Origin of the sequence: Streptosporangium sp. G11 (assembly GCF_051192615.1) — a bacterium.
GTDB lineage: Bacteria > Actinomycetota > Actinomycetes > Streptosporangiales > Streptosporangiaceae > Streptosporangium.
On the sequence record NZ_JBPJUQ010000004.1, the window covers coordinates 245,259 to 258,094 of the forward strand.

The 12,836-nt window shown below is 72.0% G+C and carries 12 protein-coding genes; 9 read left to right on the forward strand and 3 right to left on the reverse strand.

The window, feature by feature from the left end; genetic code table 11:
* Nucleotides 1-52 precede the first annotated feature (52 nt).
* The 3 genes from ACSDR0_RS06420 to ACSDR0_RS06430 form a co-directional block, all read right to left on the reverse strand.
* Nucleotides 53-991, reverse strand: a complete 939-nt coding sequence (locus tag ACSDR0_RS06420) for a CPBP family intramembrane glutamic endopeptidase (RefSeq protein ID WP_435287794.1) — start codon at nt 989-991, stop codon at nt 53-55.
* Between the two features lie 118 nt (nt 992-1,109).
* The gene (locus ACSDR0_RS06425; protein ID WP_435287795.1) at nt 1,110-2,105 is read right to left on the reverse strand and encodes a DUF1648 domain-containing protein; all 996 of its coding nucleotides are present in this window, start codon (nt 2,103-2,105) and stop codon (nt 1,110-1,112) included.
* 38 nt (nt 2,106-2,143) lie between these two features.
* Nucleotides 2,144-2,479: a GntR family transcriptional regulator gene (locus ACSDR0_RS06430; protein WP_435287796.1), complete on the reverse strand. Its 336-nt coding sequence runs from the start codon at nt 2,477-2,479 to the stop codon at nt 2,144-2,146.
* A gap of 138 nt (nt 2,480-2,617) precedes the next feature.
* Here ACSDR0_RS06430 and ACSDR0_RS06435 point away from each other — a divergent pair, with 138 nt between their 5' ends.
* The 9 genes from ACSDR0_RS06435 (at nt 2,618) to ACSDR0_RS06475 (ending at nt 12,679) form a co-directional block, all read left to right on the forward strand.
* A complete protein-coding gene (locus ACSDR0_RS06435; protein WP_435287797.1) occupies nt 2,618-4,129 on the forward strand; it encodes a leucyl aminopeptidase in 1,512 nt (503 codons plus the stop codon).
* 210 nt (nt 4,130-4,339) lie between these two features.
* Complete coding sequence (gene lpdA / locus ACSDR0_RS06440; protein ID WP_435287798.1) at nt 4,340-5,719, forward strand: dihydrolipoyl dehydrogenase; 1,380 nt, start codon at nt 4,340-4,342, stop codon at nt 5,717-5,719.
* A 37-nt stretch (nt 5,720-5,756) separates the two neighbouring features.
* Nucleotides 5,757-7,259, forward strand: coding sequence for a 2-oxoglutarate dehydrogenase, E2 component, dihydrolipoamide succinyltransferase (sucB, locus tag ACSDR0_RS06445; RefSeq protein WP_435287799.1), 1,503 nt, complete (start codon nt 5,757-5,759; stop codon nt 7,257-7,259).
* Between the two features lie 193 nt (nt 7,260-7,452).
* Nucleotides 7,453-8,349 carry a TIGR01777 family oxidoreductase gene (locus tag ACSDR0_RS06450; protein ID WP_435287800.1) on the forward strand — a complete coding sequence of 299 codons (897 nt, stop codon included), beginning with the start codon at nt 7,453-7,455 and terminating at the stop codon, nt 8,347-8,349.
* 48 nt (nt 8,350-8,397) lie between these two features.
* Nucleotides 8,398-9,135, forward strand: a complete 738-nt coding sequence (locus ACSDR0_RS06455; protein ID WP_435287801.1) for a Type 1 glutamine amidotransferase-like domain-containing protein — start codon at nt 8,398-8,400, stop codon at nt 9,133-9,135.
* Between the two features lie 28 nt (nt 9,136-9,163).
* Entirely contained in the window at nt 9,164-9,841 is a 678-nt protein-coding gene (lipB, locus tag ACSDR0_RS06460) for a lipoyl(octanoyl) transferase LipB (RefSeq protein ID WP_389914308.1), read from the forward strand.
* A 153-nt stretch (nt 9,842-9,994) separates the two neighbouring features.
* Entirely contained in the window at nt 9,995-10,924 is a 930-nt protein-coding gene (lipA, locus tag ACSDR0_RS06465) for a lipoyl synthase (protein WP_435287802.1), read from the forward strand.
* A 280-nt stretch (nt 10,925-11,204) separates the two neighbouring features.
* Nucleotides 11,205-11,885, forward strand: coding sequence for a DUF4191 domain-containing protein (locus tag ACSDR0_RS06470; protein WP_435287803.1), 681 nt, complete (start codon nt 11,205-11,207; stop codon nt 11,883-11,885).
* Entirely contained in the window at nt 11,885-12,679 is a 795-nt protein-coding gene (locus ACSDR0_RS06475) for a class I SAM-dependent methyltransferase (protein WP_435287804.1), read from the forward strand. The genes ACSDR0_RS06470 and ACSDR0_RS06475 overlap by 1 nt, the downstream gene beginning before the upstream one ends.
* The last annotated feature ends 157 nt before the right edge of the window (nt 12,680-12,836 follow it).

The window sequence follows — 12,836 nt, forward strand, 5'->3', positions numbered from 1 at the left end:
AAAAAAATCCAGAGGTCCCAAGACGTTCGAGAAACCTTCCCCGCCCGGGATCTCACGCGGCACCCGGGGTCTCAGCGGCGGCAGCCGGGACCGGCCGCTCGACCGGCCGGTATTTGAACAGCAGCGCGGAGACCACGGCCAGCAGCGCCGAGCCGGCCAGGCCCGTGATCCCCGCGACGGCCAACGCGGGCGGGTCGGCCGCGTCACCGACGAGCACGACCAAGCTCGCGGAGGCGTTCAGCGATCCGTGCCCGACGACCGCGGGCCAGACGCTTCCCGAATGGAGGCGGAGCCAGCCGAGCAGGGCCCCGAAGGTCACGCAGAAGACGACGAACAGCGGTGCGGCCCACGCCCCGAGTTCGGGGTAGTTGTATCCGCGCAGGGTGAGCGGGAAGTGCCAGAGGCCCCAGATCACCCCGGACACCAGGAGCGCCCGCCAGGTGCCGAGCGGCGTCAGGTGCGGCAACAGCCAGCCTCGCCACCCCAGCTCCTCACCGAAGGCCGCGACCGAATTGACCAGCGGGACGACCAGGATCATCGACGCGGCCTGCACGGCCACCAGGACTCCGGCCTCCACCGGGGGCGATCCTCCCGGCATGGCCGCCAGACTCTCGCGGAACAGGCTGAACTCTCGCAGGTCGACGGAGAGCAGGCCGAGGGCGGCGCTGAGCGCGATCGCGGCGATGACCAGCGCGGGGACACCGAACCAGGCCAGCGCGACCAGCGCGAGCGTGCGGCCCCGGCTCCCGCCCGTCGACAAACCGATCCGCACGGCCCACTCGCGCCCGGTGGCGGGGTCCCCGAGCCGCCTGCCTCGCAGCCGGACGGCGAGGACTCCGAGCGCCGGGGTGAACATCATCGCCACCCCGATCGCCGTGAACGCGAGCGTGCCGGTCGGCGCGTCCGACAGCCACAGGGGAAGGGCGAACAACCAGGACAGCCCGAACGCGACGAGCAGGAACAACCACAGGTCGGGGAACCGGCGAAGCATGACAACACCTTCGGATGCTTGGACGCGGGAGGAGGGAAGGGCCGCGGAGATGACCGCGGGAGGGCCCGAAGACCTCAAGGGGGAGGAGACGAGGCGGGAACGGGCCGGGAACGAGTGGTCAGCGGGCGGACGGACCGGTGGCCGCCCGGTCCGCGAGGGTGTTCAGCAGGGCCGCCCCGCTCTCCGCGTCGTCGATCGAGACGGCGAAGCGGCCACCGGAGACGTAACCCACCACGAGGCACTCCCCGCCGCGGATCATGACCGTCGCGGTCCCGGGCAGGCCCCTGATGCCCCAGCCTCCGACGTTGGACGGGAACAGCTCCTCCGACCAGGCCCGCTCCACCCGCTCGATCGGGATGTGCTTGCGGGGCAGGCGGAACGGCCCGTAGAAGAGCACGACGCCCTCCTCGGTGATCTGCACCCGCACCGAGCTGATGGTCAACCCCAGCAGGCCCGCGAGGAACATGATCGTCGCGGGGAGCCACAGCGCGCCGTCGCCGCCGATCAGGGCGAGCACGGCGAGCCCCAGCCCCGCGGCCAGGACGGAGCCGCCGAGCGCGGTCAACGGGCCGCTGCGCACCGAGGAGACCCACACCGCGCGCTGGCCAGGGCGGAGCGGGATCCGCCTCGTGGGGACGGCGGACGGCTCGGGGCGGTCGTCCGGCCCCGGGCGGGCGGCGAGGGCGCCGAGCCAGCCGCCCAGCACCAGCCCCGCGACCGCGAGCAGCGCGCCCCACCCCAGCTCGGCGGCCCGCCCCCAGTCGGGGACGTCGAGGTTGGCCGCCAGCGTGACCGCCTGCAGCCCCAGGAAGAACAGGCCGGCACCGCCCAGCAGGGCGCCGAGCGCCATGCGGCTCGCCCTGCGGCCGAACGTCATGGAGCCGGCGAGCGCGAACACCCAGGCCCCGCCCGCGAGCAGCGTCCACAGGCCCACCTGGAGCAGCAGCGAGGCGGTGAACGGCATCGAGCCGTCGGGGGAACCGGACGGCCCCCAGTGCGTGGCGATCGGGTCGGGCAGCCGGTCTCGCAGTGCCAGCGGCGCGGCGACCAGGGCGGCGGCCACCAGCGCGAACCAGCCGGCGGCGATGGACAGGAATCGGGCTCGCAGGCCCACGGCGGTCACCCCTTCGAAGGACCGGGCTCCCGGCCCGGTCACGACAGTTCTCTGATGAGCTCGATGACGTCGTCGTGGCGGTAGCCGTACTGGACCGCCTCGGCGAGCAGGGAGCGCAATTTCTCCTCGATGACGCTGCGCGGGTTGGGGCGGCTGAGCACGCTCACGCCGCGGCCCCGGCGAAACTCCAGCACTCCCTCGTCCCGCAGGTCCCGCAGGGCGCGCAGCACCGTGTTGGCGTTGATGCCCAGTGCGGCGGCCAGGTCGCGGGCCGGGGGGAGCCGGTCTCCCGGAGCGTACGAACCCTCGGCGACGGCGCGTCTGATCGCCTCGGCGACCTGCTCGTGCAGCGGCCGGGGATCGTTCAGATCCAAGGTAAGCAACATAGTGCTAGCGACATTAGCACCAAGAGGCCAAATGGTGCCACTGCGAATAGCACCATAGGGTGGCAGGATTCGTAGGACGAACCCTCGTTTATGCGTACTGCGCCAGCCCGACTAGCATCGGCCTACGTGACCACTGTGCGGCTTACCCCAACTGACAACGCTGTCTCGTTCGATACCGACGCGCTGGTCGTCGGCGTCCACACCGGACCTGACGGCCTGCTTCCCGCTCCCGGGGCCGAAGGCCTCGACCAGGCGCTCGGCGGCAGGCTCGCCGCCACGCTTGAGAGCGTGGGCGCCAAGGGTAAGCCGGGCGAGATCTCCAAGATCCCCACCTTCGGCGCGCTGACCGCGCCCCTGCTGGTCGTCGTCGGCCTGGGCGACGCCCCAGGTGACGGCTCCAAGGAGGGCTACGACGCCGAGATCCTGCGCCGCGCCGCGGGCACCGCGGTCCGCGCGCTGGCCGGCACCGGCCGCGTGGCGCTCGCCCTGCCCGCCGCGAGCGCGGAGCACGCGGGCGCCGTCGCCCTGGGCGGCCTTCTCGGCGCCTACTCCTTCACCAGATACCGCACCGCGGGAGAGCAGAGCTCCCCGGTGTCCGAGCTGGCCGTGCTGACCGACGCCGAGGGCGCCCAGGCCGCGATCGAGCGCGCCACCACCCTGGCCACGTCGGTCTCGCTGGTCCGCGACCTCGTCAACACCCCGCCGTCGGACCTGTGGCCGGCCCGTTTCGCCGAGATCGCCGAGCAGGTGGGCACCGAGGCCGGCCTGTCGGTGGAGGTCCTGGACGAGAATGCGCTCAAGGAGGGCGGCTACGGCGGCATCGTCGCCGTCGGCCAGGGGTCGGCCAACCCGCCCCGGCTGGTCCGCCTCTCCTACAGCCACCCCGAGGCCGGCACGAAGCTCGCGTACGTCGGCAAGGGCATCACCTTCGACTCGGGCGGCCTGTCGCTCAAGCCGACGGCCTCGATGGACTGGATGAAGTCGGACATGGGTGGCGCGGGTGCGGTCTTCGGCGCGCTCCTGGCGATCGCCAGGCTGGGCCTGAAGGTCAACGCGGTCGGCTACCTCTGCCTGGCGGAGAACATGCCGAGCGGCACCGCGCAGCGCCCCTCCGACGTGTTCACCAGCTTCGCGGGCAAGACCGTCGAGGTGCTCGACACCGACGCCGAGGGCCGCCTGGTCCTGATCGACGGCATCGCCCGCGCCGGGCAGGACGATCCCGACGTGATCGTCGATGTCGCCACGCTCACCGGCGCGCAGATCGTCGCGCTGGGCTGGCGGACGGCGGGCGTCATGGGCAACGACGACGACCTCCGCGCGGAGATCGTCGCGACGGCGGGCGAGCAGGGCGAGGCCGCGTGGCCCATGCCCCTGCCCGACGAGCTCCGCAAGGGTCTCGACTCCCCGGTGGCCGACATCGCCAACCTGCACCCCGAGCGTTTCGGCGGGATGCTGACGGCCGCCATCTTCCTGCGGGAATTCGTGCCGGACGGGGTCCGTTGGGCACACATTGACATGGCCGGCCCCGCCTTCAACAAGGGCGAGGCCCACGGCTACACGCCGAAGGGCGGCACCGGGGCGATCACCCGGACGCTCGTCGGCCTGGCCGAGCGCTACGCGGGCGAGCCTCCGCGGTAACCGTTGGCGCCGCGCAAGCGGGTCACAAGCAACCTGGACAAATGAAAAGATGCGGTTGCCGGGGTCAGGCCAAGGGCGGACACCGGCACGGCGCCGAGCCGGGTCCGGCGGCGGCGGCGTGGATGCGATCGAGGATCCGCGCGGCCGTTCAGGACACGACAAGGGGCGCGACCGTGAAGACGGTATTTCGATCCGACAAGGAGCTTTCCTGTGGCTGATGGCAGCGGCCCCTACGACATCGTCGTCCTAGGTGGCGGTAGCGGAGGGTATGCCTGCGCTCTGCGGGCGGCCGAGCTGGGCAAGACGGTCGCGCTGATCGAGAGGGACAAGATCGGCGGTACGTGCCTGCACCGGGGATGCATCCCCACCAAGGCGCTTCTGCACTCCGCGGAGATCGCGGACGAGACGCGGGAAAGCGCGACCTACGGCGTCAAGGCCCGCTTCGAGGGCATCGACGTCCCCGCGGTCCACGCGTTCAAGGACAAGATCGTCACCCGCGCCTGGAAGGGCGTGCAGGGCCTTCTCAAGAGCAAGGGCATCACGATCATCGAGGGCGAGGGCCGTCTCGCGGGCCCGAACCGGGTGTCGGTGGGCTCCGAGATCTACGAGGGCCGCAACATCGTGCTGGCGACCGGCTCCGCCCCCAAGTCCCTTCCGGGCCTGGAGATCGACGGCGAGCGGATCATCAGCAGCGAGCATGCGCTCAAGCTCGACCGGGTGCCCACCTCGGTGGTCGTCCTGGGCGGCGGCGTCATCGGCGTGGAGTTCGCCAGCGTCTGGCGCTCCTTCGGCGCCGAGGTGACGATCGTCGAGGCCCTGCCGCACCTGCTGCCCCTGGAGGAGGAGTCCAGCTCCAAGCTGCTGGAGCGCTCTTTCCGCCGCCGCGGCATCAAGCAGGAGCTGGGCGTCTTCTTCGAGGGCGTCAAGACCACCGACACCGGTGTGGTCGTCAGCCTGGCCAACGGCAAGACCCTCGACGCCGAGCTGCTGCTCGTCGCGGTCGGGCGCGGCGCGGTCTCCGCGGGCATGGGCTTCGAGGAGGCGGGCGTCGCGATCGAGCGCGGCACCGTCACGGTGAACGAGTTCTGCCAGACCAGCGTCCCTGGCGTGTACGCGGTCGGCGACCTCATCCCGACCCTGCAGCTCGCGCACGCGGGCTTCGCCGAGGGCATCCTGGTGGCCGAGCACATCGCCGGTCTGAACCCCGTGCCGATCGACTACGACGGCGTGCCCCGGATCACCTACTCCGACCCCGAGGTCGCCTCGGTGGGCATCACCTCCGCCCAGGCCAGGGAGCGCGGCCACGAGATCGTGGAGTTCACCTACGACCTCGCGGGCAACCCCAAGAGCCAGATCCTGCAGACGCAGGGCGCCGTCAAGATCATCTCGAAGAAGGACGGCCCGGTGCTCGGTGTGCACATGGTCGGCCGCCGCATCGGCGAGCTGGTGACCGAGGGGCAGCTGATCTACAACTGGGAGGCCCTGCCCTCCGAGGTCGCGCAGCTCGTCCACGCGCACCCCACCCAGTCCGAGGCCGTCGGCGAGGCGATGCTGGCGCTGGCCGGCAAGCCGCTCCACGTCCACAACTAACGCAAGCCCTCACTCGGAACGCGAGAGAAGACAACCCATGCCGAAGTCCGTACAGATGCCCCAGCTCGGTGAGAGCGTCACGGAGGGCACCGTCACCCGTTGGCTGAAGAAGGAGGGCGAGCGCGTCGAGGCCGACGAGCCCCTTCTCGAAGTCTCCACCGACAAGGTCGACACCGAGATCCCCTCCCCCGCGGCGGGCATCCTCACGAAGATCGTGGTGGCCGAGGACGAGACCGTCGAGGTCGGCGCCGAGCTCGCCGTCATCGACGAGAACGGCACCGAGGGCGCCGCCGCCCCGGCTCAGGAGAAGGCCCCCGAGCCGGAGCCCGAGCCCGAGCCCGCCCCGCAGCAGGCGCAGCCGGTCTCCTCGATCCCGCAGCCCGCCCCGCAGCAGGCGCAGGCCCCCGCTCCCGCGCAGGCCCAGGCGCCCGCCCCGGCACCCGCGCAGGCGCAGCAGGCTCCCGCCCCGGCGCAGGCCCCCCAGGCCCCGCAGACCGCCCAGCCCTCCCAGGCCGCGCCGCCGTCCCCGATCGCGGCGGCCGAGCCCGTCGCGCAGTCGTCGGGCGACAGCCCGTACGTCACCCCGCTGGTGCGCAAGCTCGCCGGTGAGCACGGCGTCGACCTCGACGCGCTGACCGGCACCGGCGTCGGCGGGCGCATCCGCAAGCAGGACGTCCTGGAGGCCGCCCGCGACCAGCGCGAGCGCGCCGCCGCCGCCCAGGCCCCGCAGGCCCAGGCACCGCAGGCCGCCGCCCAGGCTCCGGCCCAGGGGTCCGCCCCGCAGGCCCCCGAGCCGGTCGTGGTGGACACCACGCTGCGCGGGCGCACCGAGAAGATGTCGCGGCTGCGCCAGACCATCGCCAAGCGCATGGTCGAGTCGCTGCAGGTCTCGGCCCAGCTCACCAGCGTGGTCGAGGTCGACGTCACCAAGATCGCGCGGCTGCGCGAGCAGGCGAAGGCCGAGTTCCTGCGGCGCGAGGGCGTCAAGCTCTCGTTCACGCCGTTCTTCGCCCTCGCCACGATCGAGGCGCTCAAGCAGCACCCGAAGCTGAACGCCACGATCAACAGCGAGACCAACGAGGTCACGTACTTCGACGCCGAGCACCTGGCCTTCGCGACGGACACCGAGCGTGGCCTGATCGTCCCGGTGATCAAGGACGCGGGCGACCTCAACATCGCCGGCCTGGCCCGTAAGATCGCCGACCTCGCCGAGCGCACCCGCACCAACAAGGTGAGCCCGGACGAGCTGGGCGGCGGCACGTTCACGCTGACCAACACCGGCAGCCGCGGCGCGCTGTTCGACACGCCGATCCTCAACCAGCCGCAGGTCGGCATGCTGGGCACCGGTGCCGTCGTCAAGCGCCCGGTGGTCCTGGACACCCCGGAGGGCGAGGTCATCGCCGTCCGCTCGATGATGTACCTGGCGCTCAGCTACGACCACCGCCTGGTCGACGGCGCCGACGCCGCCCGCTTCCTGACGACGATCAAGCGTCGCCTGGAGGAGGGCCGTTTCGAGAACCAGCTGGGCCTCAACGGCTAGTCACCCGTTCTCTCCCACCGGGCCGGTCCGCGACCTCGCGGGCCGGCCCGGCTCGTTCTCCCCGCCTCGCCGGGATGCGGGGCGCCGGTCGGCGGGGACCCTCACGGCGCCGCGAGGGCTCGCGGGGACGACGCGAATCCGGAGGGCGCCCGGTTTCCGAAGACCCGGGGGGAGGTCGATTACATTGGACGATATGACGATCATCGTGACCGGATCCTCGGGCCTGCTGGGATCGGCTCTGGTCAGGGCCCTGCGGGACGACGGCGCCCGGGTGGTCCGTTTGGTCCGGCGGGTGCCGGAGGGCGACGACGAGGCCTTCTGGAACCCGGCGAAGGGGGTCGTCGAGCGGGCGGCGCTGGAGGGCGCGGAGGCGGTGATCCATCTCGCCGGGGCGGGCATCGGCGACCGGCGCTGGAGCGAAGGCCACAAGGGCGAGGTGGTCCGCAGCCGGGTCGAGGGGACCAGGACCCTGGCGGGCGCGCTCGCCGGTCTGACGGCGAGGCCCGCGACGCTGCTGTCAGGTTCCGCGATCGGCTTCTACGGCGACACCGGGGACGTGGCGGTGGACGAGACGGCGCCCGCGGGTGCCGGGTTCCTCGCGCAGAACGTCGTGGTGCCGTGGGAGGCGGAGACGGCGCCCGCCGAGGAGGCGGGGATCCGGGTGGTGAGGCTCCGTACCGGCCTGGTGCTGAGCGGCCGGGGCGGCATGATGTCGCAGCTCCTCCCCGTCTTCAAGGTGGGGCTGGGCGCCCCGCTGGGTTCGGGGCGGCAGTACTGGTCGTGGATCTCCATCGACGACTGGGTTCTCGCCGTACGGCACATCCTGGAAAATCCCGAAATTTCGGGGCCGGTGAATCTGACGGCGCCCGAGCCGGTCACCAACGCCGAGTTCACCAAGGCGCTCGGGGCGGCCCTCCACCGGCCCACGATGCCGCTGGCCGTGCCGGGCTTCGTGCTGCGCGCGGCCATCGGGGAGTTCGCCGACGAGGGGGTGCTGACCAGCCAGCGGGTGCTCCCGCGGCGCCTGCTCGACAGTGGCCACGCGTTCCGGCATATGCGTCTCGACGAGGCACTGGCCGCCGTACTCTAAGATCCCCGTTTTCGGCGTTCCGGCCGTGAGATCACTAGGGAGACAGACATGGGCAGCCCCGGGCAGTCGCACATCCTGGCGATCGGAGGCGGCTCGTTCCGCGCGTCCACGCGCCAGGGGACCATGGAGGCGAGCCCGCTGCTCAGGTACGCCCTCGACCTCACCGGCCAGGACCGGCCCCGCCTGGGCCTGCTCGCCACCGCCACCGGCGACGACGCGGAGTGGCTGCTGAAGATGTACGGGGCCTTCGGCGCGTGGGACGTCGAGGTCAGCCACCTGACGGTGTTCCCGATGACCAACGTCGAGGACCCGCGCGAGTGGGTCCTCAGCCAGGACATCATCTACGTCAGCGGCGGCAGCGTGGCCAACCTGGCGGCCCTGTGGCGGCTGCACGGCCTCGACGAGATCTTCGAGGAGGCGTGGCGGGCGGGCGTGGTGCTGTCCGGCCAGAGCGCCGGGGCGCTCTGCTGGCACGTGGGCGGCAACACCGACTCCTTCGGGCCGACGCTGCGGGTGTGGTCCGACGGCCTGGGCATGCTCCCCTACTCCTGCGGCGTCCACTACGACTCCGACCCGCAGCGCCGGCGACTGCTGCACGAGGCGGTGGCCTCGGGCGAGCTGCCCGAGGGTTACGCCGCCGACGAGGGCGTCGCCCTGCACTACGTGGGCACCGAGTTCATCCAGGCCGTCAGCGTGCATCCGGACGCCTACGCCTACAAGGTTGAGCACGACGGGGCGGGTGGGGCCAAGGAGTTCCGCATCGAGCCTCGGCTTCTCACGTCTTAACCACGAACGGGTCAACTACTCTTGAGGCGTGAGTGACCTGGCAATCGTCCGTCTTGGCGTTGACTTCCCCTACGAGCAGGCATGGGATCTTCAGCGGCGCATCCACGCGCGCCGGGTGGCCGAGGAGATTCCCGACACCTGCCTGATGCTCGAGCACGCGCCGGTCTACACGGCGGGCAAACGCACCGCGCCCCACGAGAGGCCCTCCGACGGCACCCCGGTCGTCGAGGTCGACCGGGGCGGCCGGATCACCTGGCACGGTCCCGGCCAGCTGGTCGGATACCCGATCGTCAGGCTCGGCGGCCCGCTCGACGTGAACGCCTACGTGAGGCTCCTGGAGGAGACCCTGGTGCACGTCTGCGCCGACTTCGGCGTCCAGGCGGGCCGGGTGGAGGGGCGCGGGGGCGTCTGGGTGGCCGGAGACCCCTCGCACGGACTGCCCGACCGGAAGGTCGGGGCCATCGGCATCCGGGTCTCCGGCGGCGTCACGATGCACGGCTTCGCCCTCAACTGCTCCAACGACCCGAGCTGGTACAACCGGATCGTCCCGTGCGGCATCAGCGACGCCGGGGTCTCCTCGCTGTCGGCCGAGACCGGCCGCCGGATCGTGGTCGACGAGGTCCTGCCGTACGCCGAGAAGCACCTGGCGGAGGCGCTCGGCGCGCAGGCCTTCGAGCTGCCCGAGGAGGACCTCTTCCGGCGCTGATCCCGGCGCCGTTCTCCGCCCGTCCCGCACGGCGCGCCCCGGGTCCGCCGCAGCTTACGGCGGGACATAAGCTGGTGAGGTGAGCGAGCGTGACGACATTTACGGCACCTCGATGTGCACCACCTCGGTCCCCCGACCGACGAAGGAGCTCGCATGACCGTCGCCCCCGAAGGGCGGAAGCTCCTCCGCCTCGAGGTCCGCAACGCCGAGACCCCCATCGAGAAGAAGCCCGACTGGATCAAGACCAAGTTCAGGACGGGCCCGAACCACACCGAGCTCCGGGCGCTGGTCAAACGCGAGGGACTGCACACGGTCTGCCAGGAGGCGGGGTGTCCCAACATCTCCGAGTGCTGGGAGGACCGCGAGGCCACCTTCCTCATCGGCGGTGACCAGTGCACCCGGCGGTGTGACTTCTGCCAGATCGACACCGGCAAGCCCAAGGCGTACGACACCGACGAGCCGCGCCGCGTGGCCGACTCGGTGCGGCAGATGGGGCTCAACTACGCGACCGTGACCGGCGTCGCCCGCGACGACCTGCCCGACGGCGGCGCCTGGCTGTACGCCGAGACCGCGCGGCAGATCCACGCGCTCCTGCCCGGCTGCGGCGTCGAGCTGCTGGTGCCCGACTTCAACGGCGACCAGGCCCAGCTGGAGGAGGTGTTCTCCTCCAGGCCCGAGGTGTTCGCGCACAACATCGAGACCGTGCCGCGGATCTTCAAGCGCATCCGGCCCGCGTTCCGCTACGACCGGTCCCTGGGAGTGATCACCAAGGCCCGCCAGGCCGGTCTGGTGACCAAGTCCAACCTGATCCTCGGCATGGGCGAGGAGCGCGAGGAGGTCGTCCAGGCCATGCGCGACCTGCACGAGGCCGGGTGCGACCTGCTCACCGTGACCCAGTACCTGCGGCCCACCCCCCGCCACCACCCCGTCGAGCGCTGGGTGAAGCCGGAGGAGTTCGTGGAGCTGCAGAAGGAGGCGGAGGCCATCGGTTTCGCCGGGGTCCTGTCCGGGCCGCTGGTCCGCTCCTCCTACCGGGCGGGCCGCCTGTACAAGCAGGCCGTCGAGGCTCGCCAGCACGCCTGAGCCTCAGGCTCCCGCGAGTCCTCGCGAAACCGGAAGGACCCCGCTCCCGAGCGGGGTCCTTCCGGTTTCCGGGTCCGAGGCTCTCCGCCCGGCAGGCCGGTCCGTCCGGCCGCCGGATCGCGCGAGGTGCCCCGAAGGGCGCTTCCCGGGCCGTACCGGCGTTCGCGGGCTCCCCGCGCCGGTGAACGCGTACGGTCACGGGCCCTCGCGCGGCCCGCGGAACCCGCGTCCGGCAGGTCACGTTTTCACTTCTTGAGCCCTGGATTTGTATCCTTCAGACATGGCCAAGAAGCCCGAAGACTCAGAGCGCCCGGGGCGCATCAAGCAGCTCCGCATGATCGCGAAGATCATCAAGGAGGCCAATCCCAAGGGGATGCCGATCGTCTACGCCTCAGCGCTGGGCACGCTCGCGCTGTGCGTGGTGGTCGGCCTGGTCACGGGCTGGTTCTGGTATCTCCTCTTCATCGGGATCATGCTGGCCCTGACCGTCGGCCTGGTGGTGTTCGGCCAGCTCGCCCAGAGGGCCCAGTACTCCATGTTGCACGGGCAGGTCGGCGCCGCCGCCGCGATCCTGCAGGGCATGCGCGGCAACTGGGAGGTCACCCCCGCCGTCGCCGTCACCCGCGACCAGGACATCGTGCACCGCGTGGTCGGCTACCCCGGCATCATCCTGGTCTCCGAGGGGCCGGGCAGCCGCGTGCAGAAGATGCTGGTCGCCGAGAAGAAGCGCGTCCAGCGGGTCGCGCTGGACGTCCCCGTCTACGACGTCCAGTCCGGCGACGGCGACGGGCAGATCCCGCTGGCCAAGCTGCAGCGGCATCTGATGAAGCTGCCCCGCAACCTCAAGAAGCCCGCCCTGTACGAGATCAACAACCGGCTGAAGGCCCTCCCGCAGACGCTGCCGATGCCCAAGGGGCCGCTGCCGCGCGGCGCGAAGATGCCCCGCCCGAAGATGCGCTGATGAGCCTCGCCGGGGTGGGCCGCCACCGGGTGGACGCCGCGGCCACCTCCCGGGCCAACCGCGGCTGGTGGGACGGCGCCGCCGACGAGTACCAGGCCGAGCACGGGGAGTTCCTGCGCGACTCCGGGTTCGTCTGGGGCCCCGAGGGCCTGGACGAGGCCGACGCCCGCCTGCTGGGCGACGTCGAGGGCAAGGACGTGCTGGAGATCGGCTGCGGCGCCGGGCAGTGCGGGCGCTGGCTGGCCGGGCGGGGCGCCAGGGTGGCCGCCTTCGACCTGTCCTTCCGGCAGCTCCAGCACTCCGGCCGGATCGACCAGGACGCCGGGTCGGCGCTGCCGGTGGTCCAGGCGGACGCGGAGGTCCTGCCCTTCGGCGACGGGACGTTCGACCTGGCCTGCTCGGCGTACGGCGCGCTGCCGTTCGTGGCCGACGCCGGGGCCGTCCTGGCCGAGATCCACCGGGTGCTGCGCCCCGGGGGCCTGCTGGTCTTCTCGGTGAGCCACCCGGTCCGCTGGGCCTTCCCCGACGACCCCGGCCCCGCCGGGCTGACCTCCGACCGCTCATACTTCGACCGTTCCGCGTACGTGGAGATCGGCGAGGACGGGCGGCCCTCCTACGTCGAGCACCACCGCACGATGGCCGACTGGGTCGGGCTCATCACCGCGTCGGGGCTGGTGCTGCGGGGGCTGACCGAGCCCGAGTGGCCGCCGGGCCACGACCGCGAGTGGGGCGGCTGGAGCCCGCTGCGCGGCCGTCACCTGCCCGGCACCGCGATCTTCACCTGCGCGCGGTAGCGCGCGGGACCCCGCCGGGCGGCCCGGCGGGGTGAGTCGGCAGGGTGAGTCGGCCCATCCGGGCGACCCGGCGGAGCGAGTCGGCCCGCGCCGGGCGGCCCGGCGCCGAGTGGTCCACACGCCGGGCGTACGAACCGGTGAGGGCCGTTCACGCCGG

Excerpts from the sequence above, each read along its gene's own strand:
- ACSDR0_RS06455 (WP_435287801.1), top strand. The coding sequence starts at position 8,398 with ATGGGCAGCCCCGGGCAGTCGCACATCCTGGCGATCGGAGGCGGCTCG.
- ACSDR0_RS06475 (WP_435287804.1), top strand. The coding sequence starts at position 11,885 with ATGAGCCTCGCCGGGGTGGGCCGCCACCGGGTGGACGCCGCGGCCACC.
- lipA (WP_435287802.1), top strand. The coding sequence starts at position 9,995 with ATGACCGTCGCCCCCGAAGGGCGGAAGCTCCTCCGCCTCGAGGTCCGC.
- ACSDR0_RS06420 (WP_435287794.1), bottom strand. The coding sequence starts at position 991 with ATGCTTCGCCGGTTCCCCGACCTGTGGTTGTTCCTGCTCGTCGCGTTC.
- ACSDR0_RS06470 (WP_435287803.1), top strand. The coding sequence starts at position 11,205 with ATGGCCAAGAAGCCCGAAGACTCAGAGCGCCCGGGGCGCATCAAGCAG.
- sucB (WP_435287799.1), top strand. The coding sequence starts at position 5,757 with ATGCCGAAGTCCGTACAGATGCCCCAGCTCGGTGAGAGCGTCACGGAG.
- ACSDR0_RS06450 (WP_435287800.1), top strand. The coding sequence starts at position 7,453 with ATGACGATCATCGTGACCGGATCCTCGGGCCTGCTGGGATCGGCTCTG.